The organism is Kitasatospora nipponensis (assembly GCF_039528135.1).
GTDB lineage: Bacteria > Actinomycetota > Actinomycetes > Streptomycetales > Streptomycetaceae > Kitasatospora > Kitasatospora nipponensis.
Genome location: NZ_BAAALF010000985.1, coordinates 1 through 565 on the forward strand (window position 1 = coordinate 1; position 565 = coordinate 565).

Genomic DNA, 565 nt, shown 5'->3' on the forward strand with positions numbered 1-565 from the left:
CTGGGCGTCGGCGCCCTGCTCGACCGAGGAGATCTGCTCGTAGCCGGAGGAGTCGGCGATGTTGTAGGCCGGGTTCTTGCCGTTGGTGGACTCCCAGACCGCCTTGAAGTCCTGGACGCCGATCTGCTTGCCGTCCGACCACTTGGCCTTGGGGTTGAGCTTGTAGGTCACCACCTGCGGCGACTTGGAGGTGACCTCGGCCGAGACCAGGTACTCCGGCACCGGCTTGAAGACGCCCTTGGCGTCGGTGCGGAACAGCTTGGCCTGGGTGTACTCCATGATCGAGACCGCGTCGCCGTACCGGCCGTCCACCTGGTACGGGTTCCACTGGGTGATCCACTGCTGGAGCGGTGGCCGGAACTCGCCGCCGTCCTTGATTCTGTCCAGCGGTTGCGGGTTGTTGTCCTCGGCGTCCTGGGTCGGCACCACGTTCTTGGTCACGTCCCCCGAGCCCGAGCCGGCCGAGCTGCACCCGGTGACGGCCAGCGTCAGTGCGATCGCGAGGACGGCGGCGCGGCGCAGGCCGCGGGCGGTGGTGAAGGCGTCCATCAGGGGTTCCCCCGGG

At 68.1% G+C, this 565-nt stretch carries 1 protein-coding gene; it reads right to left on the reverse strand.

What is annotated here, in order from left to right; translation table 11 throughout:
- The coding region (locus tag ABD323_RS44455; RefSeq protein ID WP_344447661.1) for an ABC transporter substrate-binding protein at nucleotides 1-549 on the reverse strand (549 nt) is incomplete at its 3' end.
- Between the last annotated feature and the right edge of the window lie 16 nt (nucleotides 550-565).